Origin of the sequence: Microvirga soli (assembly GCF_016734765.1) — a bacterium.
GTDB classification, from domain to species: Bacteria; Pseudomonadota; Alphaproteobacteria; order Rhizobiales; family Beijerinckiaceae; genus Microvirga; species Microvirga soli.
This window is the reverse complement of record NZ_JAERQE010000015.1, coordinates 85,330-108,706: the sequence shown is the minus strand read 5'-3', so window position 1 is coordinate 108,706 and position 23,377 is coordinate 85,330. Positions and strand designations below refer to the sequence as shown.

Annotated in this window: 25 protein-coding genes; 14 read left to right on the top strand and 11 right to left on the bottom strand. The window is 63.9% G+C overall.

Translation table 11 applies throughout. The features are described 5' to 3' along the window. Positions 1 to 29: 29 nt before the first annotated feature. Positions 30 to 770, top strand: a complete 741-nt coding sequence (locus JKL45_RS14880) for a cation efflux transmembrane domain-containing protein (protein WP_201862159.1) — start codon at positions 30 to 32, stop codon at positions 768 to 770. 56 nt (positions 771 to 826) lie between these two features. Here the strand turns inward: JKL45_RS14880 and ppa are convergent, their stop codons facing one another. Then, the gene (ppa, locus tag JKL45_RS14875; protein WP_201862156.1) at positions 827 to 1,354 is read right to left on the bottom strand and encodes an inorganic diphosphatase; all 528 of its coding nucleotides are present in this window, start codon (positions 1,352 to 1,354) and stop codon (positions 827 to 829) included. 248 nt (positions 1,355 to 1,602) lie between these two features. Then, positions 1,603 to 2,109: a GNAT family N-acetyltransferase gene (locus tag JKL45_RS14870; RefSeq protein WP_201862155.1), complete on the bottom strand. Its 507-nt coding sequence runs from the start codon at positions 2,107 to 2,109 to the stop codon at positions 1,603 to 1,605. A 359-nt stretch (positions 2,110 to 2,468) separates the two neighbouring features. Here JKL45_RS14870 and JKL45_RS14865 point away from each other — a divergent pair, with 359 nt between their 5' ends. Together JKL45_RS14865 and JKL45_RS14860 are read left to right on the top strand one after the other, a co-directional pair. Beyond that, positions 2,469 to 4,583, top strand: a complete 2,115-nt coding sequence (locus JKL45_RS14865) for a glycosyltransferase (protein WP_201862153.1) — start codon at positions 2,469 to 2,471, stop codon at positions 4,581 to 4,583. A gap of 19 nt (positions 4,584 to 4,602) precedes the next feature. Continuing rightward, positions 4,603 to 5,043: a hypothetical protein gene (locus JKL45_RS14860; protein ID WP_201862152.1), complete on the top strand. Its 441-nt coding sequence runs from the start codon at positions 4,603 to 4,605 to the stop codon at positions 5,041 to 5,043. A gap of 163 nt (positions 5,044 to 5,206) precedes the next feature. Here JKL45_RS14860 and acnA read toward each other — a convergent pair whose 3' ends face one another. Beyond that, positions 5,207 to 7,912, bottom strand: coding sequence for an aconitate hydratase AcnA (gene acnA / locus JKL45_RS14855; protein ID WP_201862151.1), 2,706 nt, complete (start codon positions 7,910 to 7,912; stop codon positions 5,207 to 5,209). A gap of 219 nt (positions 7,913 to 8,131) precedes the next feature. Between acnA and ccmA the strand changes: the two genes are divergently transcribed. The 3 genes from ccmA to JKL45_RS14840 are packed head-to-tail and all read left to right on the top strand — an operon-like array spanning position 8,132 to position 9,939. Next, positions 8,132 to 8,761 (top strand): heme ABC exporter ATP-binding protein CcmA, encoded by a 630-nt coding sequence (gene ccmA, locus JKL45_RS14850; RefSeq protein WP_201862150.1) that lies wholly within the window; start codon positions 8,132 to 8,134, stop codon positions 8,759 to 8,761. Beyond that, positions 8,761 to 9,429 carry a heme exporter protein CcmB gene (ccmB, locus tag JKL45_RS14845; RefSeq protein ID WP_201862148.1) on the top strand — a complete coding sequence of 223 codons (669 nt, stop codon included), beginning with the start codon at positions 8,761 to 8,763 and terminating at the stop codon, positions 9,427 to 9,429. Before ccmA ends, ccmB begins: the two co-directional genes overlap by 1 nt. 9 nt (positions 9,430 to 9,438) lie before the next feature. Beyond that, positions 9,439 to 9,939: a GNAT family N-acetyltransferase gene (locus JKL45_RS14840; protein WP_201862146.1), complete on the top strand. Its 501-nt coding sequence runs from the start codon at positions 9,439 to 9,441 to the stop codon at positions 9,937 to 9,939. A 3-nt stretch (positions 9,940 to 9,942) separates the two neighbouring features. Here the strand turns inward: JKL45_RS14840 and JKL45_RS14835 are convergent, their stop codons facing one another. Beyond that, positions 9,943 to 10,644: an ArsR/SmtB family transcription factor gene (locus JKL45_RS14835; RefSeq protein WP_201862145.1), complete on the bottom strand. Its 702-nt coding sequence runs from the start codon at positions 10,642 to 10,644 to the stop codon at positions 9,943 to 9,945. Between the two features lie 75 nt (positions 10,645 to 10,719). Here JKL45_RS14835 and JKL45_RS14830 point away from each other — a divergent pair, with 75 nt between their 5' ends. Further along, positions 10,720 to 11,049, top strand: coding sequence for an NIPSNAP family protein (locus JKL45_RS14830; protein WP_201862144.1), 330 nt, complete (start codon positions 10,720 to 10,722; stop codon positions 11,047 to 11,049). Beyond that, the gene (locus tag JKL45_RS14825; protein WP_201862143.1) at positions 11,046 to 11,411 is read left to right on the top strand and encodes an antibiotic biosynthesis monooxygenase family protein; all 366 of its coding nucleotides are present in this window, start codon (positions 11,046 to 11,048) and stop codon (positions 11,409 to 11,411) included. The genes JKL45_RS14830 and JKL45_RS14825 overlap by 4 nt, the downstream gene beginning before the upstream one ends. On the opposite strand, the gene JKL45_RS14820 is transcribed toward JKL45_RS14825, so the two are convergent. After that, complete coding sequence (locus JKL45_RS14820) at positions 11,395 to 12,384, bottom strand: M23 family metallopeptidase (protein ID WP_201862142.1); 990 nt, start codon at positions 12,382 to 12,384, stop codon at positions 11,395 to 11,397. The two genes, JKL45_RS14825 and JKL45_RS14820, sit on opposite strands and share 17 nt — an antisense overlap. 429 nt (positions 12,385 to 12,813) lie before the next feature. Here JKL45_RS14820 and JKL45_RS14815 point away from each other — a divergent pair, with 429 nt between their 5' ends. From JKL45_RS14815 to JKL45_RS14805, 3 genes are read left to right on the top strand one after another with little or no spacing between them, the layout of a single operon-like run. Next, positions 12,814 to 13,554 (top strand): heme ABC transporter permease, encoded by a 741-nt coding sequence (locus JKL45_RS14815; RefSeq protein WP_201862141.1) that lies wholly within the window; start codon positions 12,814 to 12,816, stop codon positions 13,552 to 13,554. Between the two features lie 3 nt (positions 13,555 to 13,557). Continuing rightward, the gene (gene ccmD / locus JKL45_RS14810; RefSeq protein ID WP_201862140.1) at positions 13,558 to 13,713 is read left to right on the top strand and encodes a heme exporter protein CcmD; all 156 of its coding nucleotides are present in this window, start codon (positions 13,558 to 13,560) and stop codon (positions 13,711 to 13,713) included. Then, positions 13,706 to 14,284, top strand: a complete 579-nt coding sequence (locus JKL45_RS14805; protein WP_201862138.1) for a DsbE family thiol:disulfide interchange protein — start codon at positions 13,706 to 13,708, stop codon at positions 14,282 to 14,284. The genes ccmD and JKL45_RS14805 overlap by 8 nt, the downstream gene beginning before the upstream one ends. Here the strand turns inward: JKL45_RS14805 and JKL45_RS14800 are convergent. Beyond that, positions 14,250 to 14,738, bottom strand: coding sequence for a YaiI/YqxD family protein (locus JKL45_RS14800; RefSeq protein ID WP_201862136.1), 489 nt, complete (start codon positions 14,736 to 14,738; stop codon positions 14,250 to 14,252). The genes JKL45_RS14805 and JKL45_RS14800 overlap by 35 nt on opposite strands. A 135-nt stretch (positions 14,739 to 14,873) precedes the next feature. Here JKL45_RS14800 and JKL45_RS30670 point away from each other — a divergent pair, with 135 nt between their 5' ends. Further along, complete coding sequence (locus tag JKL45_RS30670; RefSeq protein WP_201862134.1) at positions 14,874 to 16,217, top strand: adenylate/guanylate cyclase domain-containing protein; 1,344 nt, start codon at positions 14,874 to 14,876, stop codon at positions 16,215 to 16,217. A gap of 111 nt (positions 16,218 to 16,328) precedes the next feature. On the opposite strand, the gene JKL45_RS14790 is transcribed toward JKL45_RS30670, so the two are convergent. Further along, complete coding sequence (locus JKL45_RS14790; RefSeq protein WP_201862131.1) at positions 16,329 to 16,925, bottom strand: septation protein A; 597 nt, start codon at positions 16,923 to 16,925, stop codon at positions 16,329 to 16,331. A gap of 88 nt (positions 16,926 to 17,013) precedes the next feature. Continuing rightward, a complete protein-coding gene (gene ftsY, locus JKL45_RS14785; RefSeq protein ID WP_201862129.1) occupies positions 17,014 to 18,357 on the bottom strand; it encodes a signal recognition particle-docking protein FtsY in 1,344 nt (447 codons plus the stop codon). Positions 18,358 to 18,423: 66 nt separating this feature from the next. Between ftsY and JKL45_RS14780 the strand changes: the two genes are divergently transcribed. Beyond that, entirely contained in the window at positions 18,424 to 19,275 is an 852-nt protein-coding gene (locus JKL45_RS14780) for an RluA family pseudouridine synthase (RefSeq protein WP_201862127.1), read from the top strand. A gap of 138 nt (positions 19,276 to 19,413) precedes the next feature. On the opposite strand, the gene mtaB is transcribed toward JKL45_RS14780, so the two are convergent. The 3 genes from mtaB to JKL45_RS14765 all read right to left on the bottom strand — a co-directional run bounded on the left by mtaB (position 19,414) and on the right by JKL45_RS14765 (position 22,358). Continuing rightward, on the bottom strand, positions 19,414 to 20,667 hold the full coding sequence (gene mtaB / locus JKL45_RS14775; RefSeq protein ID WP_201862125.1) for a tRNA (N(6)-L-threonylcarbamoyladenosine(37)-C(2))-methylthiotransferase MtaB: 1,254 nt from the start codon (positions 20,665 to 20,667) through the stop codon (positions 19,414 to 19,416). Beyond that, complete coding sequence (dapF, locus tag JKL45_RS14770; protein ID WP_201862121.1) at positions 20,667 to 21,551, bottom strand: diaminopimelate epimerase; 885 nt, start codon at positions 21,549 to 21,551, stop codon at positions 20,667 to 20,669. The genes mtaB and dapF overlap by 1 nt, the downstream gene beginning before the upstream one ends. A 66-nt stretch (positions 21,552 to 21,617) precedes the next feature. Then, positions 21,618 to 22,358, bottom strand: coding sequence for a sulfite exporter TauE/SafE family protein (locus JKL45_RS14765; RefSeq protein WP_201862119.1), 741 nt, complete (start codon positions 22,356 to 22,358; stop codon positions 21,618 to 21,620). A gap of 216 nt (positions 22,359 to 22,574) precedes the next feature. On the opposite strand from JKL45_RS14765, the gene JKL45_RS14760 reads away from it, so the two are divergent. Continuing rightward, on the top strand, positions 22,575 to 23,369 hold the full coding sequence (locus JKL45_RS14760; protein WP_201862117.1) for a GyrI-like domain-containing protein: 795 nt from the start codon (positions 22,575 to 22,577) through the stop codon (positions 23,367 to 23,369). Positions 23,370 to 23,377: the final 8 nt, after the last annotated feature.

The following is a 23,377-nucleotide window of genomic DNA, read 5'->3' as shown; positions in this document are numbered from 1 at the left end:
TCGCATCCGAGGACGAAAAGGAGATTCGGATGAGCCAAGGTCACACGCATGAGCACGGGTCGTGCTGTTCGTCCCATGAGCACCATGTTCACGAGGCTCTTCCGGCGAAAGCCCATACTCACGCGGAGGAGGCCTGCGGCTGCCACGGCGGCGTACCGGTCTTCGACGGGGTCGATCCGCGCTACAAGCGGGTGCTCTGGACTGTGATCGCCATCAATGCCGCGATGTTCATGACCGAGGTCGTGGCCGGCCACCTGGCCCGCTCGCAGGCCCTTCAGGCCGATGCCCTCGACTTTCTCGGCGACACGGTCACCTACGGCCTGAGCCTCGCGGTGATCGGCGCGTCCCTGCGCACCCGCGCGACCGCTGCCCTGTTCAAGGGGGTGAGCCTGTCGCTGATGGGCGCTTGGGTGCTGGGCTCGACCCTCTACCATGTGCTGGTCCTCGGCCTGCCACGGGCTGAGATCATGGGCGGCGTCGGGATCCTGGCGCTGGCGGCAAACGTCGCCAGCGTGCTCCTGGTGATGCGCTACAAGGACGGCGACGCCAATGTGCGCTCGGTCTGGCTGTGCTCGCGCAACGACGCCATCGGCAACGTGGTCGTCACCGGGGCGGCGGGCGCCGTCTGGTGGACGGCCAGCGCCTGGCCGGACCTAATCGTCGCGGGCCTCATGGCCGGCCTGTTCCTGTCATCGGCGGTGCAGATCCTGCGTCAGGCCTGGGCGGAGTACCGCAGCGCCGGCACGAGGACCCCGATTCCGGCGGAGTGACAAGAAAAAGGCCAGGCACATGCTTGGCCTTCATCATTTCAGGGGTGGTACGAGCCTTACTTCTTGGCGCGCTCAATCGCCTCGACGATCAGGCGGCGGGCCTCCTGGGCGTCGCCCCAGCGGATGATCTTGGCCCATTTGCCGGGCTCAAGATCCTTGTAGTGCTCGAAAAAGTGCTCGATCTGCTTGATGGTGATCTCGGGCAGGTCCGTGTAGTTCGCCACCCGGTCATAGCGCTGGGTCAGCTTGCTCGACGGGACCGCGATGATCTTCTCGTCCTGGCCGCCGTCGTCCTCCATCACCAGAACGCCCACGGGGCGCACATTGATGACGGCGCCGGGCGCGATGGCGCGGGTGTTGGCCACCAGTACGTCGCAGGGGTCGCCGTCGCCCGACAGGGTATGGGGGATGAAGCCGTAATTTCCGGGATACCGCATGGCGGTATAGAGGAAGCGGTCCACCACCAGGGCGCCCGATTCCTTGTCCATCTCGTACTTGATGGGCTCGCCGCCGATCGGCACTTCGATGACGACGTTCACGTCGTCCGGCGGGTTCTTTCCAATCTTTAACGCGTCAAGGCGCATAGAGCTGTTCTCCGGAACAAAGCCTGAGCATCCTCAAAGGCGAGGCATCCCATGCGGAAAGGGGACGCCGTGACACCGGTGAAAATGCGGCAGAAGCTGGACTTGGAGCGGTTTGAGCCCGATTGTCGGACGGCCGCCCCGGAAGCTTGGACGCTTCACTAGCCGGAGCAGGCTCCGGCAACAAGGACCGGAGGTTGAATTTTTTGAGGTTTTGGCCGGACCGGGGCCCTGCCCGAGGCAAGCCAGCGTCAGCGGAAGAGATAGGCCACCTTGGCCAGCGGCGTACCGCCGATGCGCTCCTCGACGCGGGCGACGCTCTGCCCGCCCATGCCTTCGTAAAAGTCACAGGCGCGGGTGTTGTCCTCCAGGGCCCAGACCACGGTTTTGTCGAGCTCCCGGTGCCGCAGGTCGTTGCGCACCGCCTTGAACAGGCGCCGCCCGAAGCCGATGCCCTGGTATTCCGGCAGGAGGTAGAGCTCGTCGATCTCGCCGTTCGCCGGCAGCGACCGGTCGCGGCAGCGGCCATAGGAAGCATAGCCTACGGCGCCTTTTCCGAGATCGAGCACCACCAGGGGACGCCCGCGGGACACGGTGGAGCGCCACCAATGCTCGCTGCGCCGGGAGAACATCTTCTCAAGGGTCACGCCCGGAATGATGCCGGAATACGCCTCTCGCCAAGCGGCATCGAACACCTTCGACAGAAAAGCCGCATCGTCGGGCTTCGCATGACGGATACTGACGAGAAGGTCGCTCATGGCTTTGGCAAAACGGGTAAGAGAAGCAATGAATTCAGTTTCCGCGTGAAAGGGTTAATGGGGCCTTAACAACCCGGCAGCCGGCTCAAGGAAAGCGTAGCCTTTTAGGCGAAACCGTGTCCTTCGGGACGGACTGAAACGCTGCAATAAACTGAGTGGCACCCTTGGCTTGGCAACCCCTAGGTTGTCCAGGAATATATGCAGTTAGTGTTCGCTGCCTTCCGGGCCGACGACAAACTCGCTCTATTGGAGAAACAGAGTATAGACACGCTATAAAATTGTGTTACGGCTCAAAATGACATTTAAGAACATTGCATAGTGCTCCGCCATTAGCGGAACTGGATATCAGAGCCGGATCGATGGTCGACAATCACTTTCATGCTTCGGTCATCCTAAACATTCATCGCGAAGCTGTCTTCTTGCGGCGCACGCTCCTGTCTCTCGACGAGGCGGTACGGTTTGCGAGATCAAAGGGTCTGGCTCTGGAGCTGGTGGCTGTGCTGGATCTAACCGACGAGGCCACCCGTGAGGTCTTATTCTCTTTCAACCTTGGCAGCTACCAGGATGTGCAGATCATCGACGTTGACCATGGCGCGCTCGGCCTTTCCCGCAATGCCGGCATCGAGCGAGCGCGTGGTGAATATATATTTACCGCAGATGCCGACGATCTGGTCTCCGACAATTACTTCTACGATATCTATCAAGCGGCAGAGAGGCTCGGTCCCGAGGCGCTCTACTTTCCAAGATATGTATTCGTCTTTGGAGAAAGCGCTGGCATCTGTCGGTGTTCCGGCCTTGATGAAGTCAGTCCGATGACATTCGTCGATATGCAGCCCTACATCTCTCGCGTTTGTGCCCATCGGGCAATCTTTCGCAGAATCCAATATAAAGATGTTCGACTTTCAAAAGGCTATGCTTACGAAGATTGGCACTTCAATGCTGAGGCCGTTGGCGCTGGGCTCAACGTTCATACAGTCGAAGATACGATTTTGTTCTATCGTCAGAGGCCCGGGAGTCTCTTGAAATCCGCGGATGCTCTCTCGATCCGTCAGATCCCACCGACACACCTGTTCAAACCTCCGAACTATCTTGAGATTTCAAGACCTTATTATGAGCGCTTTTTTGCAGAAGGTCCTGTATCCAAAGAGTCTTACACAACACAAACAGACATCTTGAATAATAAGCATATACAAACCAAGATCCAGTTCGCCAATGCTATAGAACCAGCTGTTTACTTGGAGAGGTATCGAGGCGTTCCTGTTATGGGAAACCACAGAGGAGTTCCTCCACTTGGCACCGCCTACTACACTTTGTGCGATATCCTCCAGGATAAGCCCTTCAGCGACATCTTCATCATTCCATTCCTTTCACGAGGCAGTAGAGAGAAGTACATCCTGTCATTGATAGAGGCGATGTACAGGCTTGATCCGTTCAAGAACTTCCTCGTTCTACTCGGTGAGGAGTTCAAGGGAGTGCAGTGGCTGCATCGTCTGCCGCCCAATGCTGCCATTGTCGATATGGCTTTGCATTGCCCCTCGCTTTCGATCGATCAGCGGTGCGTACTTGCTTTGAAGATCGTCGAAGTATCTTGTCCCGACACGCGCATTCACATGCTGCAGTCCGCTTTTGCAGATCGCCTGCTGTCGCTCTACGGTATCGTCCTACAAGAGCGGGAATGCGTCTACTATCGCTTTGCCGATGTAGAACGTGTGGAGAGCGGTCATGCGACAATCGTCGCCTCTCAGATCGGACTCATCGCCGATAACATCGATTACCTTTCAAAGATCGTCTGTGACAGCAACACGACAATCAGGAAGGACCATCACCGGCTTGGCGTGCAAAGCCATAAATGGCAGTGTCTTCATGCACCGGTTGAGATGCCGTCCATTTTGCCCGCCAGAGACAGTGATGCACACAGCCGCATCCTTTGGGCCTCCCATCTCAATGTTGAGAAAAGGCCGTCGATCGTTCCCTTGGTAGCTACCAAACTTGAAAGCCTTATACCCGCTGCCAGCATTGATATGTTCCGTGAATCCGTCTTCAACGAGTTTGAGCGCACCCACTTGGAGGGGCTGTCGAATCTTCGGTGTCATGATCTTTACGAAGGCTTCGAAGCACTCCCGCTGTCGAAGTATTCAATCTTCCTCTCTACGAGCTTGGAGGACGGGATACCGAATGTAATTCTTGAGGCCATGAGCTACGGCCTTGCTGTCGTGGCACCCGATGTCGGCGGCATTTCAGAGATCGTCATCGACGGTGAAACAGGAATCCTATTACCATCTCTGCCAGATGATGAAACCATGGCAGAGTCATACGTTCAGGCGCTAATGAGGTTCGCAGGTGACCCCGATCTGATCACGAGACTCGGATCTAAGGCGAGAGCATTCGTCGAAGAACATCATTCTCCAAAATCGCATACGAAGCGTGTGGCTGAGCTATTCGAATTTGAACAAAGGCATTTCCAGTATGCATAAGAGATCCGATGTTCCACGAATGCAGCCGGAAAATTCTGAGATCGAGTACTACAAGACGCTCGCGCAGCTTGCCGAGGAACGGGCTCGTGAGATCCGGCGGATTGCCTCTCTCGAACGAGCCGCTCTCGAGATGCGTCTTCTGCAGCAGGAACCAACAATCAAAGCTTATGCGGAAGAGCAGGAACGTCTGATGGGAGACATAGAGCGTCTCAGAGCTTCATCCCAACATTTGAAGGATAATGCACAACGACTCAATGTGAAGCTGGCGTCTACCAGGGCGCAGCTAAGAGCGCTTCAGAAAGCACAGAAGACGCTTGGTACATCACGTGCGTATCGTCTGGCGAATGCCTATGTGCAACTTGCGACCGGACAATCCCTAGTTGCCCGAACTCTTCAGCTTTTACGACCAGCCGCGCGAGCCCTCAACCAGATCAGGCGTGCGTTGAGCAGCAAATTGTAGAGATCAAGATCTCCGCGCTCACGAGCAAGGCTAAAAACACCGACTACAACTACTTCGTCATCTGAGCCAACGAAAAACAGGGCGCCCCATCGCTGAAGCGCCCCTCATGTTCGTCAGCGCCCGCTCCTCACGCGAAGGAGCGGGCGTTCTTATTCTGCAGGCCTTAGGCCGCAAGCTGGCGCAGGACGTAGTGCAGGATGCCGCCGTTGCGGAAGTACTCGACTTCCTCCAGCGTATCGATGCGGCAGAGCACGGGAACGCGCTTCACCGAGCCGTCGGCGGAGGTGACTTCCATTTCCATGCGCATGCGCGGCTTCAGGTCGCCGGCCAGGCCCTTGATGGTGATGGTCTCGTCACCCTTCAGCCCCAGCGTCTCCCAGGACGTGCCCTGCTCGAACACGAAGGGGGCCACGCCCATGCCGACGAGGTTCGAGCGGTGGATGCGCTCGAAGCTCTCGGCGACCACGGCACGCACGCCGAGCAGGTTCGTGCCCTTGGCCGCCCAGTCGCGGGACGAGCCGGTGCCGTATTCCTTGCCCGCGAGGACGATGAGCGGAACGCCCTCGGCCTTGTAGCGCATGGCGGCGTCGTAGATGAACATCCGCTCGCCCGACGGGTGATGGATGGTGTAGCCGCCCTCGACCACGTGTCCGCTTTCGTCCCGAACCATCTGGTTCTTGATGCGGATATTGGCGAAGGTGCCGCGCATCATCACCTCGTGGTTGCCGCGACGGGTGCCATACTGGTTGAAGTCGGCCACCCGCACCTGATGCGACTGCAGGTATTCACCGGCAGGCGACGCTGCGCGAATGTTGCCTGCGGGCGAGATGTGGTCGGTGGTGATCGAGTCCTGGAAGAGGCCGAGAATCCGCGCGTTCAGGATGTCCTCAACGGGCTTCGGCTCCTTGGTCATGCCTTCGAAATAGGGCGGGTTCTGCACATAGGTGGAACCCATGTCCCACTCATAAGTGAGGCCCGGCTCGAAGGTGACCTTCTTCCAGTTGGCATCGCCCGAGAACACGTCGGCGTAGCGGCTCTTGAACAGCTCGCTCGTGATCGTGCGGTCGATGAAGTCCTGCACCTCCGCGGACGAAGGCCAGATGTCCTTCAAATATACCGGCTTTCCGTCCGAGCCCAGCCCAAGCGGATCCTTCGCCAGATCGATCAGCATGGAGCCGGCGAGCGCGTAAGCGACAACGAGCGGAGGCGACGCGAGGTAGTTCGCGCGCACGTCCGGGTTCACGCGGCCCTCGAAGTTGCGGTTGCCGGAGAGCACCGACACGGCCACGAGGTCGTTGTCGTTGATCGCCTTCGAGATGTTCTCCGGCAGCGGGCCCGAGTTGCCGATGCAGGTGGTGCAGCCGAAGCCGACGATGTTGAAGCCGAGCTTGTCCAGGTCGCCCTGAAGGCCCGCCTTCTTGAAGTATTCCTCGACGATCTGCGATCCGGGCGCCAGCGAGGTCTTCACCCACGGCTTGGACGTGAGACCCTTGGCGACGGCGTTGCGGGCGAGAAGGCCTGCGCCGATCATCACGCTCGGGTTCGAGGTGTTGGTGCACGAGGTGATCGCCGCGATCACCACGTCGCCGTGGCCGATGTCGAAGTTCGCCTCGTCCACCTTCACGCGCTTGCCGATCTCGGCGGCCTTGCGGAACTCGGTTTCCATCGCGCCCTCGAAGGAGGGCTTGGCGGTGTCGAGGGTCACGCGGTCCTGCGGGCGCTTGGGGCCGGCGAGCGAGGGAACCACGTCGCCGAGGTCGAGCTCAAGGGTGTCGGTGAACACCGGGTCGGCCATGTCCGGGGTGAGCCACATGCCCTGCGCCTTGGCATAGGCTTCGACGAGAGCCACGCGCTCGTCCGTGCGGCTGGTGGTGCGCAGGTAGTCGATGGTCTTGACGTCGATCGGGAAGAACCCGCAGGTGGCGCCGTATTCGGGAGCCATGTTGCCGATGGTGGAGCGGTCGGCCACCGACATGTCGGTGAGGCCGGGGCCGTAGAATTCCACGAACTTGCCGACCACGCCCTTCTTGCGCAGCATCTGGGTGACGGTGAGCACGAGGTCGGTGGCGGTCACGCCCTCACGGAGCTTGCCGGTGAGCTTGAAGCCGATCACCTCGGGGATGAGCATGGAGACCGGCTGGCCGAGCATGGCGGCCTCCGCCTCGATGCCGCCGACGCCCCAGCCGAGAACGGCAAGGCCGTTGACCATGGTGGTGTGCGAATCGGTGCCGACCAGGGTGTCGGGATAGGCGGTTTCCTCGCCGGTCGCCGTGTCCTTGCGGGTCCAGACGGTCTGGGACAGGAACTCCAGGTTCACCTGGTGGCAGATGCCGGTGCCCGGGGGCACGACGGAGAAGTTCTCGAACGCGGTCTGGCCCCACTTGAGGAAGCGGTAGCGCTCGCCGTTGCGCTGGTATTCCAGCTCCACGTTGCGGTCGAAGGCCTTGGGCGTGCCGAACTCGTCCACGATCACCGAGTGGTCGATCACGAGGTCGACGGGCACGAGCGGGTTGATCTTGCGCGGGTCGCCGCCGAGGTTCTTCATAGCGTCGCGCATGGCGGCGAGATCCACCACGGCCGGAACGCCGGTGAAGTCCTGCATCAGGACGCGGGCGGGGCGGTAGGCGATTTCCTTCTCGGCCTTGCCCTTGTTGTCGAGCCAGGCGGCCACGGCCTCGATATCGGCCTTGGTGACCGTGCGGCCGTCCTCGTAGCGCAGCAGATTCTCGAGCAGCACCTTCATGGAGAAGGGCAGCTTCGAGGCGCCCTTGAGGCCGTTCTTCTCGGCCTCGACGAGGGAGTAATAGGTGTAGGTCTTGTCACCGACCTGGAGGGTCTGGCGGGCATTGAAGCTGTTGTTGAGCGTCACGGCGAATCCTCGCGTGCATTTGGGTTACGAACATGTGTTCGGCCGAAAGCGCGATAAGCGCGCGCCGCTCCGGGGGTGCCCGGACAGGGGAGTAAGCGCGCGAGGCGGATTGGACGCCTTGGCGCGCGGCGCAGCCACGGGTGCTATAGATCATTTCCAACCATCCCGCTACACGGTTTAGAACGGTTCTGGGGTGCAAAGAGGGCAGGGGTACCGGGTTTGCGTCTGAGTGTTAACAATTTGGCCTGCGAGCGGGGGGAGCGGCGCATCTTCGAGGGCGTCTCCTTCACGCTCTCAGCGGGCGAGGCCCTGGTGATCACCGGCCGCAACGGGGCCGGCAAGTCCTCTCTCCTCGACATCCTAGCCGGGCGCCTGCACCCTGCGGGCGGAGCGATTCTGCTGGACGAGGCCGGCGAGCGAACCCTGGCCGAGTGCCTGCACTATGTGGGCCATCGCGATGCTCTCAAGGCGGCGCTGACGGCAGAGGAAAATCTCACCTTCGCCCGCGATTTCCTCGGAAACCCGGCCCTGAAACCCCGCGAGGCACTGGAGGCGGTGGGCCTCGCCCATGCCGCCCGTCTGCCGGTGGCCTATCTCTCGGCCGGCCAGCGCCGCCGGGTGGCGCTGGCCCGGCTGCTCGTGGCGCATCGGCCCTTCTGGCTTCTGGATGAGCCGACATCGGCCCTCGATACGGCCTCGCAGGAAACCCTGCGCCTGATTCTCGAACGCCACCGGGAAAACGGCGGCATGATCGCGGCTTCGACTCATTCACCGCTGTTTCTCAAGGACGCCAAGGAGATCCAGCTCGAGCGCACCAAAATCCCTCCCCCCTCTGCGGGAGAGGGCTAATGCTGAAATCCTTCAATGCCCTCCTCGTCCGCGACCTCAAGCTCGCCGCCCGCGTAGGCGGCTCGGGCGTCATGGGGCTCATCTTCTTCCTGATGATCGTGACGCTGATCCCCTTCGCGCTCGGGCCCGATTTGAACCTGCTTTCGCGCATCGGTCCGGCGATCCTCTGGATCGCGGCCCTGCTCGCCACGCTCATCGGTCTCGACCGGCTGTTCCAGGCCGACCAGGAGGATGGGTCCCTCGACCTGCTGCGCCTGTCGCACACGCCGATGGAGATCGTGGTGCTGGCCAAGGTCATCGCCTATTGGCTCGTGACTGGCCTGCCGCTCGCCCTCGCGGCGCCGTTCTTAGGCTTTCTCGTGGCGCTCTCGCCCGAGGCCATGCTCGCCATGGTGGCGACCCTCCTGGTGGGCACGCCCGCGCTCACCTTCATCGGGGCGGTCGGGGCGGCGCTCACATCGTCGCTGCGGCGCGGCGGGCTGATCCTGGCGATTCTGGTGCTGCCCTTCATGATCCCGACCCTGATCTTCGGGGTCTCGGCCGCCAATGCGGCGGTCGGTGGGACCATCCCGTTCGCTACACCGTTCCTGGTGCTCGTCGCTCTGTCGCTGATCGCCGCGGTGGTCGGCACCGTAGGCGCCGCCGCAGCCCTGCGGTCCGGAGAATAGACAAACCCCATGACAGAACCAACGACCGAACGCCTCGTCATTCGCATGCGACGTCCCCTGACCGATCCCGCGCCTGAGCCTGCCTGGCCCGCTGGCATTCGGCTGATTTCGTTCGATCCCGACCGGCATGCACAAACGGTCCATGCGCTGCTCGTGCAGGCCTATTCACGCGGTGGCGGCTACGTCGAGCCCTTCGCGGTCTGGTGGCCGAGCCTGCGGGATGATGCGGACTACGATCCGGCCCTGGTCTTCCTCGCTGCTGATCAGCACGATGAAATCGCCGGCGTAGCGCAATGCTGGACGAGCGGCTTCGTGAAGGATCTCGCCGTTGCTCCAGTCATGCGCCGACAGGGCCTGGGCTCAGCGCTGCTGCATCAGGTGCTCCACGCCTTCCGGCAGAGGGGGGCGGCCTTCATCGATCTGAAGGTCCATTCGGATAATCCGTCCGGTGCGTTGCGGCTCTACCGGTCTCATGGGTTCGAGGAGGTCGAGTCCTACAAGCTCGCCTGAGGTTCAGGCCGCCTGCGAAGCGCCTTCTCCCGGTGGCGCAAAGGCTGCCTCGAAACCCTCCACGCCCTCACAGGTGAAGGTGAGCACGCGTCCGGTGTCCCGCCGCATCCAGCCCCGGTCGATCATGCGGGACAGGAGAGCGGCGCCGAGCGCGCCGCCGAGATGGCTGTGGCGCTCGCTCCAATCGAGGCAGGCGCGGCAGACGGGACGGCGGCCTTTTTCGAGGGCTGCCAGATCGATGCCGAAATCGGCAAAGAAGGCGCGGCCCTTGGTCGTGAGAGCCAAGTCCCTGTCGCCATCGATGAGGCCCTGCTGCCGCGCCGCTTTCAGCAGGGCGACGCCGCGCTCGCCGGCGAGATGGTCGTAACAGATCCGGGCGGATCGCAGCGCCGCATCCCTGGGGCCGGTGCGCACCCGGGTGGCGCCTGTGCGCTGGGCAAGGCCCATCAGGGCCTCCAGCACCTGGGCGACGTCGGGGCCGGACAGCCGGAAATAGCGATGGCGTCCCTGCTTTTCGGCTGTCAGCAGATTGGCCGCATCGAGCTTGGCCAAGTGCCCGCTCGCCGTCTGGAGCGTAACGCCGGCCGCCTCCGCCAACTCGCTGACGGTGAGCGCCCGCCCGTCCATGAGGGCGGTGAGGATGTTGGCGCGGGCCGGATCACCCAGGAGCGCGGCAACAGATGCGATGACGGGACCTTCCTTCATACTTCGATCATAGCCGAAGCATCAGCGCCGATCCATCGGCTAAGACCGAACTGTCTTAGTCAAAGGATGCTATCGATGATCACGTGCTTCATCCGCTACGAAATCGACCCCTTCAAGGTCGAGGCCTTCAATGAATATGCCCGCAACTGGGGCCAGGCGATTCCCCGCTGCGGCGCGGATCTGATCGGCTATTATGCTCCCCACGAGGGCTCGAGCACATTGGCTTACGGCGTGTACAACATCAAGAACCTCTCCGAATACGAGGCCTATCGCGAGCGCCTGAGGAACGATCCTGCAGGCCGCGCCAATTACGAATTCGCCAAGCGGGAGCAGTTCATCCGCCGGGAGGACCGGACCTTCCTGCGACTTGCCTCAGGCCCTTATGCGGAGCTGATCAAGCCATGATCGCGGTAATCTTCGAAGTCTGGCTGGCCGGGGATGTGGGCAAGCGGGATTATCTCGGTCTCGCTGCGGCGCTCCGCTCCGACCTCATGGCGATGGACGGATTCATCTCCATCGAGCGCTTCCAGAGCCTCTCCGAGCCCGGCAAGCTTTTATCGCTGTCGTTCTGGCGCGACGAGGAGGCAGTGCGGGCCTGGCGCAACCTGCCCTCCCACCGCACCACGCAAGGGGCGGGCCGTGACGGCGTGTTTCGCGATTACCGCCTGCGGGTCGCGAGCGTGCTCCGCGACTACGGTCTCAATGAACGCGACGAGGCGCCGGCGGACAGCCGAACGGCGCATGAAGGCGTCACGGACGAAGGCTGATGCCGAAGGCCTGCTCGATGGCCGGCTTGCCGTCCCGCTCGACCCGGTAGATCGCCCGGTAGAGGCCGGGGCGGAAGCCTCCTTCAGGCTGTTTGACGCCGGAAAAGGCCATCCACTGCGCCTTGGCGCGATCAAGCGGTGGCGCCTTGTTCTGGGCGAGCGGCTTGCCGTCCGGATCGAACAGGGTGAGGGTCTGAACGTCGCCGCCTTTGAGGCCGATGGCGCGCACGAAGGCCACGAGAGCGGGAGACTTCGTGGTCGGCGTCTCCCGCTCGGCCGCGCCCGATTCGATCGCCTCCATGGTCACGGGGCCGCCGGCAAAACCCTTGTTAAGCACGGCGCCTGCCTGATAGGCGAGCGTCCGCTGGAGGGACGCCTCCCACAGGGACTTGCCGCCACCGCAGGACTTTTCCGGCGCCCCATAGGCGAAGGGATCGACGGGCTTGCCGTCCTTGAGAAGCGTGAAGTGCAGATGGGGATATTCGGTCAGTCCCGACAGCCCGATCTGGCCGATCTTGTCACCGGCCTTCACTTCGCGGCCGGATCGCACGGTGACGCTGCCCTTCGCCATATGGCAATAGGCTGTGCGCCAGCCGTTGCCGTGATCGATCACCACGGCGTTGCCGCAGCCGATCTGGCTGATCTTTTCACGGGTCTGCTCGGTGACGGCAGTGTCAGGAACGCCTTCGCGCGTGTTCGCGACTTTGCCATCGGCAGCGGCAACCACATCGACACCGGCCTGCTGCGCCAGCATGTTCGGAATGCGGATGTCGGTGCCGTCGTGGTCCTCATAGGTCAGGGTGCCGCATTGGTAGTCGCTCACGGCCGGGGAGGGGTCACGGTCCAGATAGTTCTGGATGAAGCAGGTGCGCCCGATCTCGCAGGCGACCGGCAGGCGCAAGGTGATGTCCTGCGCTAAAGCCGGAAGCGTGAGCAGGGTGAGGCCGAGGAGACTAGGCAATCCGAGGCGCATGATCGCTCCGCAACAGAGATGCGAAACTATAGGCCAGTTCGAATGGCGAATGAAAGGCGGGAAGGTTTCATGCCCCAGTGTCATTCCCGGCCGGAGCGCAGCGGAGGGGAAGGGAATCCATAGCGCCGCGTGTGTGAATGGATCCCCTTCCCTCGCTGACGCACGCCGGGGATGACACTCTCCTCGTCATGGCCGGACTTGTTCCGGCCATCCACGTCTTGAACCGCCGCAAAGACGTGGATCACCGGCACAAGGCTGGTGATGACGCGGGGACAGGTCATCACATGATAAAGCCAAGATTCTACGCACATTTCCGGAATGCCAAATCGCTTCCGGAACCTCTACAAACCCCATCTCTGGCGAAAACGTTATTCGCCTTGCGGCGATCTCCGCGTTGCAGGCGCTTCTTAAGACCGCTACATCGAACCCATGATCCGAGAGCTTGCCAACCCGACCCGCTTCATGAGCCTCAGCGGCACGCTGCTGCCGTGGGTAGGGGGGCTTGCCGCGATCCTGTTGGGTGTCGGGCTCTACATGGTCTGGTTCGCTGCGCCCGCCGATTACCAGCAGGGCGAGACGGTCAAGATCATGTATCTCCATGTGCCGGCGGCCTGGCTGTCCCTGTTCTTCTACATGATCATGGCAAGTTCCGCGCTCGGCACGCTGGTCTGGCGCCATCCGCTCGCCGACGTGTCGCAGAAGGCGGCCGCCCCCATCGGGGCTGCGTTCACGCTGATCTGCCTCGTCACCGGCTCGCTCTGGGGCAAGCCCATGTGGGGCACCTACTGGCAGTGGGATGCCCGGCTCACCTCCATGCTGGTGATGCTGCTGATCTATCTCGGGATCCTGGCCCTCTGGCGCGCCATCGAGGAGCCGAACCGCGCGGCCCGGGCCGTGTCGATCCTCACGCTTGTCGGCGCAGTGAACGTGCCGATCGTCAAATTCTCCGTCGATTGGTGGAACACCCTTCACCAGCCGGCCTCGGTGTTCCGCATCGACGGGCCGACCATCCATCCCTCCATGCTCGTGCCGCTCCTGATCATGGCCGTGGCCTTCTCGCTCCTGGGCGTGGCGCTGCATCTCTCCGGCATGCGCACCGAGATCCTGCGCCGTCGTGTGCGCACCCTGACCATTCTCGAGGCCGAGCGCCTCGACGCACAGGCGGCTTAAGCCATGTCGCACACGTTCTTCATCGCCTTTTCCTACATCGTGACTGCCCTTGTGGTCGCAGGTCTGATCCTGCGCGCCGTGATCGACCACCGCATTCAGCTGCGCGCGCTCGCCGACCTTGAATCCCGTGGCGTCGGCCGGAGATCCCGCCGTGGCTGAGGCAACCGAGCGCCCCCGGTCGCGCCTGATCTTCATCCTGCCGGGGCTGGTCTTTCTCGCCCTGGCTGGTCTTTTCGCCGTGCAGCTGTTCTCCGGCCGCAACCCGGCCGAGCTGCCCTCGGTGCTGATCAACAAGCCCGTGCCAACCTTCAACCTCGCGCCGCTGGACGGCCTTGTGGCCAATGGACAGGCCGTGCCGGGTTTGTCGAACGAGGACCTGAAGGGCCGCGTCACGGTGGTGAATGTCTGGGCATCCTGGTGCGGCCCCTGCCGCCAGGAGCACCCGCTGCTCGTCGATCTCGCCAAGGACCCGTCGATCCGCGTGGTCGGCATCAACCAGCGCGACAACACGGACAACGCCCGCCGCTTCCTCGGCAGCCTCGGCAACCCCTATGCCGCCGTGGGTGTCGACCCCAACGGCCGCACCTCCATCGACTGGGGCGTCTACGGCGTGCCGGAAACCTTCATCGTCGGCCCCGACGGCACCATCCGCCACAAGCATATCGGGCCTCTGACGCCGGAGAATCTTGGGGCATTCAAGGAGCGCCTGCGCCAAATCCCGCGCGCTTGAGCCGGTTGATCGACACGTCCAGCGCCGACAGGAACGCCGAGCGATCTTTTGCCGAAAACGGCTTCGGCCCGCCGGTCACGTCGCCCATGGCGCGCAGGTCCTCCATGAGGTTGCGGGTGGCGAGCGCCATGCCGATGGAGGCTTGCGTGAAGGGCCTACCCGTCGGGCCGATCACGTCGGCACCGGCCGTCACGCAGCGGTGGGCGAGCGGGATGTCGGCGGTGATCACGATGGCGCCGCGCCGGGCGCGCTCGGCGATCCAGTCGTCGGCTGCGTCGAACCCTGAACTCACCACCACGCGCTCGATCAACGGATCGGCCGGCACCTGCAGGAACGAGTTCGACACCACGAACACCTTCACGCCGTGGCGCCCGGCGACCTTGTAGATTTCACTCTTCACCGGGCAGGCATCCGCATCCACATAGACGGTGATCGCTTGGCTGGTCTCGCTCATGAACCATATATTCCTGTGAGATGAGGCTGCTGCCGCGGTCAGACGGCAGTTCATGCTAGCGTAACGGATCCGTAATGGGCGCTGGGGCAGTCCAGTGACATAGTGCATCAACCATCGGCGAGCAAAAGGAAGCCCGTGACCCCTCGATCCCGCACCCGCGCCGCCCTGGGCCTGCTCAACAACCTCCGCACGACGCCAGCCTTGAGCGATGCCACCCACCGGCTGATTCGCGAGGCCGACACCGGGGCGCTGCAGCGGGCCGGCATGGCCCGCATGGTCACGGCGGGTCTGCTGCTGCTCGCCGTCGTGATCGCCACGGCAGGCGTCGAACTCGACAGCCCCGTGGCGCGCAAGCAGATCGCCGCGGCGGAGCTCACCCTAGCCCTGTTCGGCGCCTCGGGATGGGTCGGCGCGTGGCTTGCCTCGAAGCGGATGGCCATTGCGCAGCTGCCGGTGGTCACGGCCATGACGGATGCCTTCCTGGTTCTCGGCAATCTCGCCTATAGCCATTGGGGCTTGGGCATTCCGGGAAGTCTATTTTCGGCGTTTCCGGTGTCCTGGGTGGTGCCGATCACCATGGCGGCGGCGGCGATCCACTATCAGCCGCGGCTTCAGGCCTTCGTGGCCGCCATCTATGTGGTCGGCCTGACGCTCATCGCCTTCAGCGGCGGGTTCATGAGCATCGAGGAGCGGCAGCAGGATCTTGCCGCCATCGCGGGCCTGTTCTCCATGCAGACCAACATGGTGCGCATCGTCATGGTTTTTGCCGCCGGCCTGATCCTGATCCTCGTGGCGCGCCAGGGGCGGCTGATGCTGGAGCGGGCCGTGCGCGAAACCACCCTGCGGGTCAATCTCACCCGTTACCTGCCGAGCGAGTTCGCCCCCATCCTGACCGATCAGGCCTTCGCGTCCTTGCGCCAGGGGCGGCGCATTCCGGTGACCGTGATGTTCGTCGACATCCGCGCCTCGACCACCTTCGGCGAGACCATGGAGCCGGCGCAGCTTGCTGTGTTCATCACATCCTTCCGCCGCCGTGTGCTGCGCGCGGCCTCCCGGCATGGCGGCGTCATCGACAAGTTCACCGGCGATGGGGCGCTCATCCTCTTCGGCGTGCCGGGTGCGCAGGACGGCGACGCCAGCCGTGCGCTCGCCTGCGGGCGCACCCTTTTGACGCTGATCGAACGCTGGAACGCCAAGCGCCGCTTCGACCCGCCGGTGCGCCTCGGCATCGGCATCCATACGGGCGACGTGTTCTGCGGCGTAGTGGGCGACGAGAGCCGGCTTGAGTTCACCGTCGTCGGCGAGACCGTCAACATCGCGTCCCGCATCGAGCAGGCGACGAAAGCTGCCGATTGCGAGCTTCTCGCTTCGCAGGAGACTGTCATGGCGGCCGGCGAGGAGAATCTCTGGACGGAGGTGGAATGCGATCCGCTGCCGGGGGTCACCCGCAGGATGGTGCTGATGAAGCCGGTGGGGTGACGCCTCGCGCACACTTCGCCGTCATGGCCGGGCTTGTCCCGGCCATCCACGTCTTTGAGCCGTTTTAGGACATGGATCCTCGGAACAAGTCCGGGGATGACGTTGCGGGTATCAGACCTCTTCCGCCTTCTTGATCTCGTGCTTCAGCAGCAGCGGTGTCTGGGCGAGTGCGAACGCGATGGTGAGCGGCATGATGCCGAAGACCTTGAAGCTCACCCAGAAATCCGTGGTCTGCGTGCGCCAGACGATCTCGTTGATGGCGGCGAGCGCGAAGAAGAACAGGGCCCAGCGCAAGGTGAGCTTGCGCCAGCCCTCCTCGTCGAGGTCGAACACGCTGTCGAGCACGATCTGCAGCAGGGGCTTGCGGAAATAGAGCCCGCCGAGCAGCACGAGCCCGAACAGAGTGTTCACGATGGTGGGCTTGAGCTTGATGAAGAGATCGTCCTGCAGGAAGAGCGTCAGTCCGCCGAAGATCACCACCACGATGGCCGACACCACGGGCATGATCGGCAGCTTGCGGGTGAGCCCGTAGCTGATCCCGAGCGCGATCACCGTCGCCACGATGAAGACCCCCGTGGCGGCGAAGATGCGCTGGTCTTCCGCGAAGCCGAAGCGGTCGCCATAGGCGTTGCCGATGAAGAACAGGGCCAGCGGGCCGAGTTCCAGGGCGAGCTTGAGGAGGGGAGGGAGGCGTTTTTCGTCGGTCATGAGGGTCTTCTAGAACATTTCACGGCAATGAGACACCGGTGTCATTCCCGGTCTCCGCTACGCTCCGGCCGGGAATGACATTGGGTTATCACGAATCTAGGCCCGCAATGGCTTTGGCGAAATCCCGTGCGGTGAAAGGCTCCAGGTCCTCCACCCCCTCGCCGACGCCGATGAAGTGCACCGGCAGGCGGAACTTCTCGGCGAGCGCCACAAGGATGCCGCCCCGGGCCGTGCCGTCGAGCTTGGTCATCACGAGGCCCGTGACGCCGGCGGCCTTCTGGAACAGCTCCACCTGGCTCATGGCATTCTGGCCGACCGTCGCATCGAGCACAAGGAGCGTGGCATGGGGCGCACTCGGGTCGAATTTCTTGACCACCCGCACGATCTTCTCGAGTTCGGCCATGAGCCCGGCCTTGTTCTGCAGGCGGCCGGCCGTGTCGATGAGCAACACGTCGGAGCCGTTGGCCTTGGCCTCCTGCAGGGCGTCATAGGCTAGCCCTGCCGCGTCCGCCCCCTGCTCGCGGGACAGCACCGGGGCGCCGACCCGCTCGCCCCATACCTTCAGCTGCTCGATGGCGGCGGCCCGGAAGGTGTCGCCGGCGGCGAGCATCACCTTCAGGCCCTGGCTGCGGAATTTCTGGGAGAGCTTGCCGATGGTCGTGGTCTTGCCCGCCCCGTTCACGCCGATCATCAGAATGACGAAGGGCTTATTCGAGCGGTCGACGATGAGCGGCTGGGCCACGGGCGAAAGGGTCTTCTCCACCTCGCCGGCCAGAATCGTCTTCACCTCCTGGGGAGAGATCTCCTTGTTGTAGCGCCCGGCGGAGATCGCCTCCGTGATCCGCATGGCGGTGGGCACGCCGAGATCGGCCTGGACCAGTGCGTCCTCCAGCTCCTCCAGGGTCGCCGCATCGAGCCGGCGCTTGGTGAAGAGGCCGGTGACGCTGTCGGACAGCGACGAGGAGGTGCGGCGCATGCCCTCCGTCAGGCGCTGCCACCAGCCGCGAGCCGCGGCGGGCTGTGTTTCAGGGGCGGGGGAGGGGAGCACTTCGGCAGGGGCAGGCTCAGGAGTTCCTAAGTCTGCGGCGGTGATGTCCAGGCGCAGCTCGGGGCCGTGCTCGGTGACGATGCGCGGCAGCGGCTCCTGCGGGTTGGTGCCCTCCGGGTCGAGACCCTCGATGGGCTGGAGATCGGCGCCGGCCAGCTCGGGCGGCGTCTTGTTCTCCTCGGGCGTATCGGGAGAGGCGGTGGTCACGGTCGAGGGAGCGGCCGTGAGATCGTCCGCACCGGTTGTAGGCGGGGAGGGCATCGCCTCGGGCTCGCCGCCGGCCTGCGGGGTTGCTGGCGCCGGTTCGGGAGCCGTGGGTGCGTCAGCCTTGCGCCCGAACAGACGGGAAAGAAATCCGGGCTTGTCGGGCTTTGTCTCGGCCATGGGTTTTGCTGTGCCTTTTCATTCTTGTGCTTGATTTAGCGCTGTCGCCTCGATAGCCGAGGCCACATGAATGCGGAAGAGATAGTAAGCCGATTGCTGTATCGCGATGCCCTGATGCTCGTGATCGACAAACCCGCCGGCCTGCCGGTGCATCCCGGCCCCAAGGGCGGCGAGACCCTGTTTCATCATCTCGATGCCCTCCGCTTCGGCCTGCCGCGCCGCCCGGAAGCCGCGCACCGCCTCGACAAGGACACCTCAGGCTGCCTCATCCTCGGCCGACATCCCAAGGCGATCGCGCAGCTGAACGAGATGTTCAAGCGGGGTGAGATCGACAAGGTCTACTGGGCGGTGGTTGAGGGTGGACCCGAGGCCGACGAGGGCACGATTGATCTCCCCCTCGCGCCGAAATCGCCGGATCGCGGCTGGTGGATGAAGGTGGACCCGAAGGGCCAGCCTTCCCTGACGCAGTGGCGGGTGTTGGGACGGAGCTTCACCTCCCCCTTGAGGGAGGAGGTCGCGCTGGAGGCGCGGGAGGGGGTGAGTAGCGCGACCTCTCCAAACCCTGCGCTGCCACCCCACCCCGGAGCGCTGGCGCGCTCCGACCCTCCCCCTCAAGGGGAGGATGAAAAGAGGTTCACTTTGTTGGAGCTGCGCCCCATCACTGGCCGCACCCATCAGCTGCGCGTTCATTGCCAGGCCTCGGGCTTTCCGATCCTGGGCGATCCGATCTACGGCACGGCGCCACGATTCGGCGGACCGGGGCTGCACCTGCATGCAAAAAGCGTGACCGTGCCGCTCTATCCGAAGAAGCCTCCGATCCTCGTGGAGGCGCCAGTGCCGGCGCATATGCGCGAGCGGGTGCAAGCCTGTGGTGTCATCCCGGACGGCGCAGCCGATCCGGGATCGGTGGCAGGATAGAACGCTGTCATTCCGGGGCTGCGCAGCAGAGCCCGGAATCTATAGCCGCTAGCACTGCAGAAAGTGGCGCAACGCAGTTCTGGACTGGTCTCGCAATCCCGGATCTCCGCTGGCGCTCCGTCCGGGATGACGATGCGGTTACGCTGCCAGCAACTCCTTGCCGTCGTGTCCGGCAATGGTGACGGACATGATCTCGCCCCGCGTCACCGGCCTGGTGAAGCGCACCGGCGTAAACCCTTCCGTGCGGCCGAGCTGGTTCAACTCGATCAGCACGGTGCGGCGCGCGCCGACCTCAGCGGTGAGATGCTTGAGCAAAGCAGCCTCGCCTTTCCCGCGCAGACGGCGCGCCCGGTCCTTCACCACATCGCGCGCCACCTGAGGCATGCGGGCTGCGGGCGTGCCGGGGCGCGGCGAGAAGGGGAAGACGTGGAGATGCGTGAGATCGCATTCCTCGACGATGTCGAGGGAGCGAGAAAACATCTCTTCCGTCTCGGTCGGAAAGCCTGCGATGATGTCGGCGCCGAAAATCATGTCCGGGCGCAGGCGCTTCACCTGCTCGCAGAACGCGATGGCGTCGCCGCGCAGATGCCGGCGCTTCATGCGCTTCAGCACCATGTCGTCGCCGGCCTGCAGCGAGAGATGCAGATGCGGCATCAGGCGGTGCTCGCCCGCGATCACGTCGAGCAGGTCGCCGTCGGCTTCGACTGAGTCGATCGAGGAGATGCGCAGGCGCTCCAGCTCCGGCACGTGACGCAGGATGCCCTTCACCAGGGTGCCGAGCTTCGGCTCGCCCGGCAGGTCCCGGCCGTAGCTGGTGATGTCGACGCCGGTGAGCACCACCTCGCGGGAGCCGTGCTCCACCAATGTGCGCACCTGATCCACCACCGCGCCCATGGGCACGGAGCGGGAGTTGCCGCGCCCGTACGGGATGATGCAGAAGGTGCAGCGGTGGTCGCAGCCGTTCTGCACCTGCACGAAGGCGCGGGTGTGCCCGCGCAGGCCGTCGATGAGATGCATGGCGGTCTCCTTCACCGCCATGATGTCGTTGACGAGGATCCTCTCCGAGGTGCCTATGCCGAAATCGCGCATCCCGGCCCAAGTCTCGGCCTTCATTTTCTCATGGTTGCCGACAACCTGAGACACCTCCGGCATGGCGGCAAAAGTTTCCGGCTCCACCTGAGCCGCGCAGCCCGTCACGATGATGCGCGCACCCGGCTTCTCGCGGGCGATCCTGCGGATCGACTGGCGCGCCTGACGCGTCGCCTCGCCCGTGACCGCGCAGGTGTTGACGATCACGACCTCGCCGAGGCCCGCGCCTTCCGCGTGGCGCTGCATGGTCTCCGACTCGTAGATGTTGAGACGGCAGCCGAAGGTGACGACCTCCACGGCCATCAGGCGACCTCCGAGAACAGAGCAGGCGACAGGGTGCCCTCGTGCTCCAGCTCGGTCGGCCCGGTCATGAGCACGTGGTCGTCGCTCTCGCGCCATTCGATCACGAGATCGCCGCCGGGCAGCGCCACCACGGCCTTCCGTCCAGTGAGGCCTTTGCGGGCGGCCGCCACGAGCGTGGCGCAGGCGGCCGAACCGCAGGCGCGGGTCGCACCGGCGCCGCGCTCCCAGACGCGGAGGACGATGTGCTCGGGGCCGGTGATTTGGGCAAAGGAGGTGTTGGCGCGCTCCGGCAGGGCCGGATCGTGCTCGAAGACCGGGCCGATGGCGGCAAGGTCATAGCCTTCCGCATTCCCGACCCAGAAGATCACATGCGGATTGCCCATGCTCACCGCCGACGGCCCCTGCAGCTCTGGCGCGTCGGGCAACCGGGTGTCGAGCGCGATGGTGCGGGTGTCCGGGTAGGGATCGCGCAGGGGAATCTCGTTCCAGGCCAGTCGCGGCGGGCCCATGTCGACGGTGAAGACCCGGTCCGAGACCCGCTCCACGGGCAGGAGCCCGGCCTTGGTCTCGAGCACCAGGTCGTGGTCCACGGGGCGGCTCATGATCGGGTCGGCGGTCATCGCCCAGGCAACGCAGCGGGTGCCGTTGCCGCAGGCGCCGGATTCCGAGCCGTCCGTGTTGTAGATGCGCATATAGGCATCGGTGCCCGGCGTCACGGGATCGTGCAGCACCATGAGCTGGTCGAAGCGCGAGCGGGGATCAGCCGCGATGGCGCGCGCTTCCGCGGCGCTCACGCGATGGAGGGAGCCGCGCAGGTCCAGCACGGTGATCTCGTTGCCGAGACCGTTCATCTTCAGGAAGCGGCTGTTCGAAAGAGCACTCATGCGGCCGTATATGGCTGAAAATGCGATAAATCGCGAGAGGGGTCGAGAAGCCCTGCGGCAATGACGTCAGAACGCCTGCAGGATCCGCGGAATGCTGGTGGCGATGATGACGAGACCGACGCCCACCATCAGGGGACGGGTCGGCAGGCGGCTGACCAGGAAGCCGCCGAGCGGTGCGGCCAGGACCCCTCCGACGATGAGGCCCGCCGCCGAGCTCAGCTCGGACCAGCCCAGCGTCACGATGAAGGTGGCGGAAATAACCGTAGTGACGAGGAATTCCGTCAGGTTCGTCGAGCCGATCACCTGCCGGGGCGCATGACCCCGGCCGATCAGCGAACTGGTGACGATGGGACCCCATCCGCCGCCGCCCATGGCGTCCAGCAGGCCGCCGCCCGCTCCGATCCAGGGCACCAGCCAGTCGCGCATCTCCCTGGGCCAGAGAGGCCGAAAGGCCTTGAAGAGGATGTAGAGGCCAATTGCCAGGAGATAGGCCGACACCAGGGGCTGGATGGTCTTGGCGTCGATATTGGCGAGAATAAACGCCCCGATGCCGCCGCCGATCATGCCAGCCGGAGCCAGCCGGGCCACGAGGCGCCAGTTCACGTTGCGGTGGAGCACGTGCGAGGTGCCGGAGGCCGCCGTGGTGAAGATCTCCGTCACATGGGTGACGGCGCTGGCGGTGGCCGGCGGCACCCCGAAAGCGAGCAGGCTCGTGGTGGACAGAACCCCGAATGCCATGCCCAGCGCCCCGTCGACGAGCTGAGCTCCGAAGCCGATCAGCGCAAATATCAGAAACTCTTCCGTCATGGGTTAAGCCCGGTGGCGAGAGGACGAAGCATGAGCATAAGGCATCGGCTCCAGCTTCCCTGAGGGCATCGTGCTGTCAATCAGACCAATTGTTGGGCAGCCCTGCTGCAATCCGTCTCTCCACAGCGGGTCGGGGATGCTCTCGCGGCAATGTTCAAACCCCCATATGGTGCAGCAAGGTATCCCTTCTTGATTCGCGGGTAAGGCGTTCTTCACATGCGGCTGCGCTTCTCTCATCCTGTCCTGATCCTGGCCCTGTGCTCCGGCGTGGCACTGGCGCAGACGCCTCCTCCGGCAAGCCCGCCACCAGGGGCAACCGAGGCGCCCGCAACCCCGGCGGCGCCCGCAGCACCTCCTCCGGCAGCGCCTCAGCCTGCGCCGCAGGCCCAAACCGCTCCTGCTCCTTCGGACACTCCGGCCCAACCCCAGGCGCCCGTGGCGGCTCAGCCTGCGCCTGTCACCCCGACCCCTACGGCTCCCGTCAGCCCGGCCCCCGTGCAGGAGGCGGCCCGCGCGACCCTGTTTCCGAACCCGAGCGATCCGACCGGCGTGGAGGAGGGCGTGCTCGTGTCCAAGAACACGGTGGTGCTCGCCGGCATCAGCGCCTGGGACGAGGCCTACGACAACCTGAAGAACGCCTTCACCAAGATCGCAGACGAGCTGAAGAAGGCCGGGATCGAGCCTGCGGGCCGGCCGCTCACGATCTTCGTCGACACCGACGACAACGGCTTCAAATACGAGGCCATGGTGCCGATCGCCAAGGTGCCGGAGGGCAAGACCGAGCTCACCCCCGAGATCAAGTTCGGCAAGACGCCTGAGGGCAAGTCCTTCCGCTTCGTGCATAAGGATGCCTATGACGAGATCGACGGCACCTACGAGACGATCACGGCCTATCTCGACATCAAGGAGATCGTGGCCAAGGACGCGTTCATCGAGGAATACGTGAGCGACTTCACGGACTCGCAGGACACCAATTTCGAGGTGAACATCTACGTTCAGCCGAAGGAATAACGCTTGCG

What these genes read in the sequence shown, in the direction of transcription:
- JKL45_RS14825 (WP_201862143.1), top strand. Translation starts at nt 11,046, where the DNA reads ATGATCGCGGTAATCTTCGAAGTCTGGCTGGCCGGGGATGTGGGCAAG.
- dapF (WP_201862121.1), bottom strand. Translation starts at nt 21,551, where the DNA reads ATGAGTGCTCTTTCGAACAGCCGCTTCCTGAAGATGAACGGTCTCGGC.
- JKL45_RS14870 (WP_201862155.1), bottom strand. Translation starts at nt 2,109, where the DNA reads ATGAGCGACCTTCTCGTCAGTATCCGTCATGCGAAGCCCGACGATGCG.
- JKL45_RS14840 (WP_201862146.1), top strand. Translation starts at nt 9,439, where the DNA reads ATGACAGAACCAACGACCGAACGCCTCGTCATTCGCATGCGACGTCCC.
- JKL45_RS14830 (WP_201862144.1), top strand. Translation starts at nt 10,720, where the DNA reads ATGATCACGTGCTTCATCCGCTACGAAATCGACCCCTTCAAGGTCGAG.
- JKL45_RS14835 (WP_201862145.1), bottom strand. Translation starts at nt 10,644, where the DNA reads ATGAAGGAAGGTCCCGTCATCGCATCTGTTGCCGCGCTCCTGGGTGAT.
- JKL45_RS14865 (WP_201862153.1), top strand. Translation starts at nt 2,469, where the DNA reads ATGGTCGACAATCACTTTCATGCTTCGGTCATCCTAAACATTCATCGC.
- JKL45_RS14800 (WP_201862136.1), bottom strand. Translation starts at nt 14,738, where the DNA reads ATGAGCGAGACCAGCCAAGCGATCACCGTCTATGTGGATGCGGATGCC.
- ftsY (WP_201862129.1), bottom strand. Translation starts at nt 18,357, where the DNA reads ATGGCCGAGACAAAGCCCGACAAGCCCGGATTTCTTTCCCGTCTGTTC.
- mtaB (WP_201862125.1), bottom strand. Translation starts at nt 20,667, where the DNA reads ATGGCCGTGGAGGTCGTCACCTTCGGCTGCCGTCTCAACATCTACGAG.
- JKL45_RS14765 (WP_201862119.1), bottom strand. Translation starts at nt 22,358, where the DNA reads ATGACGGAAGAGTTTCTGATATTTGCGCTGATCGGCTTCGGAGCTCAG.
- JKL45_RS14780 (WP_201862127.1), top strand. Translation starts at nt 18,424, where the DNA reads ATGAATGCGGAAGAGATAGTAAGCCGATTGCTGTATCGCGATGCCCTG.
- JKL45_RS14760 (WP_201862117.1), top strand. Translation starts at nt 22,575, where the DNA reads ATGCGGCTGCGCTTCTCTCATCCTGTCCTGATCCTGGCCCTGTGCTCC.
- JKL45_RS14815 (WP_201862141.1), top strand. Translation starts at nt 12,814, where the DNA reads ATGATCCGAGAGCTTGCCAACCCGACCCGCTTCATGAGCCTCAGCGGC.
- JKL45_RS14820 (WP_201862142.1), bottom strand. Translation starts at nt 12,384, where the DNA reads ATGCGCCTCGGATTGCCTAGTCTCCTCGGCCTCACCCTGCTCACGCTT.
- JKL45_RS14790 (WP_201862131.1), bottom strand. Translation starts at nt 16,925, where the DNA reads ATGACCGACGAAAAACGCCTCCCTCCCCTCCTCAAGCTCGCCCTGGAA.
- ccmB (WP_201862148.1), top strand. Translation starts at nt 8,761, where the DNA reads ATGCTGAAATCCTTCAATGCCCTCCTCGTCCGCGACCTCAAGCTCGCC.
- JKL45_RS14880 (WP_201862159.1), top strand. Translation starts at nt 30, where the DNA reads ATGAGCCAAGGTCACACGCATGAGCACGGGTCGTGCTGTTCGTCCCAT.
- ppa (WP_201862156.1), bottom strand. Translation starts at nt 1,354, where the DNA reads ATGCGCCTTGACGCGTTAAAGATTGGAAAGAACCCGCCGGACGACGTG.
- ccmD (WP_201862140.1), top strand. Translation starts at nt 13,558, where the DNA reads ATGTCGCACACGTTCTTCATCGCCTTTTCCTACATCGTGACTGCCCTT.
- JKL45_RS14860 (WP_201862152.1), top strand. Translation starts at nt 4,603, where the DNA reads ATGCAGCCGGAAAATTCTGAGATCGAGTACTACAAGACGCTCGCGCAG.